General features: G+C 68.7%; 1 protein-coding gene. It reads left to right on the top strand.

Features of this window, described 5'->3' with window-relative positions; genetic code table 11:
• Positions 1-20 precede the first annotated feature (20 nt).
• Positions 21-1,340, top strand: a 1,320-nt coding sequence (locus AO501_RS15295) for an ATP-binding cassette domain-containing protein (protein WP_156452581.1), incomplete at its 3' end; no start/stop codon positions are given.

Below are 1,340 nucleotides of genomic sequence, written 5' to 3'. Positions count from 1 at the left end.
CGGGGCAGACGGCGTCGGGGGTGACGGCGTCGCTGCGGACGCCGACCGCGGTGCATGCGATCGATCAGGCGACGGTCAGTATCGGGCGGGCTCCGCAGAACACCGTGGTATTGCACGACCTGCTGGTCTCACGCCGCCACGCCCTGCTGCGGCGCAGCGGCGCGGGCTGGGAACTGATCGACAACCACTCCGCCAACGGCACCTACGTCAACGGCACCCGCATCACCCGCGCCCTGATCCAACCCACCGACATCGTGGGCATCGGCCACCAACTGCTGCACCTGTCCGGCGACCGCCTCGTCGAATACGTCGACACCGGCGACATCTCCTACCAAGCCGCCCACCTGCACGTCGAAACCCCGGGCGGCAAAGTCCTACTCGACGACGTCAGCTTCGTACTGCCCCAACGCAGCCTGCTGGCCGTCGTCGGCCCCTCCGGCGCCGGCAAATCCACCCTGCTGGGCGCCCTGACCGGATTCCGCCCCGCCACCACCGGCACCGTGCGCTACGACGACCGCGACCTCTATGACAACTACCCCGAACTACGCCACCGCATCGGCTTCGTCCCCCAAGACGACATCCTGCACACCCCCCTGACCGTGCGCCGCGCCCTGAACTACGCCGCCCGCCTGCGCTTCCCCCACGACGTCACCGCCACCGAACGCCAACACCGCATCGACGAAGTCCTCACCGAACTCGGCCTGGCCACCCACGCCGACCAACGCATCGACTCCCTCTCAGGCGGACAACGCAAACGCACCAGCGTCGCCCTGGAACTGCTGACCAAACCCTCCCTGCTGTTCCTGGACGAACCCACCTCCGGCCTGGACCCCGGCTATGAGAAATCGGTCATGCAAACCCTGCGCACCCTGGCCGACGACGGCCGCTCGGTCGTCGTGGTCACCCACAACATCGCCCACCTCAACATGTGCGACCGCCTGCTGGTGCTGGCCCCCGGCGGCCGCCTGGCCTACTTCGGCCCACCCCAACAAGCCCTGGCCTACTTCGGCTGCACCGACTTCGCCGACCTGTTCATCCTGCTCGAAAACGACACCACCACCGACTGGACCACCCGCTACACCCACTCCCCCCTGCACGCCGCCTTCACCCCCACCGACACCACCCCCACCGGGGCCACCGGCGCCACCGGCGCCACCGGGGCCACCGGCAAACCCAAACCCAAAGCCCAACAAAGCCCCCTGGCCCAATTCGCCATCCTGTCCCGGCGCTACCTCGCCGTCATCGCCGCCGACCGCCAATACACCCTGTTCCTCCTCGCCCTGCCCCTACTCCTGAGCCTGTTCACCTACGCCGTCCCCGGCGACGCCGGCCTCTCCCTG

It is taken from the genome of Mycobacterium gordonae (assembly GCF_001417955.2).
Classification (GTDB): Bacteria; Actinomycetota; Actinomycetes; order Mycobacteriales; family Mycobacteriaceae; genus Mycobacterium; species Mycobacterium gordonae_B.
Note: the sequence above shows the minus strand (reverse complement) of the source record. Positions and strands in the feature narration are given on the sequence as shown.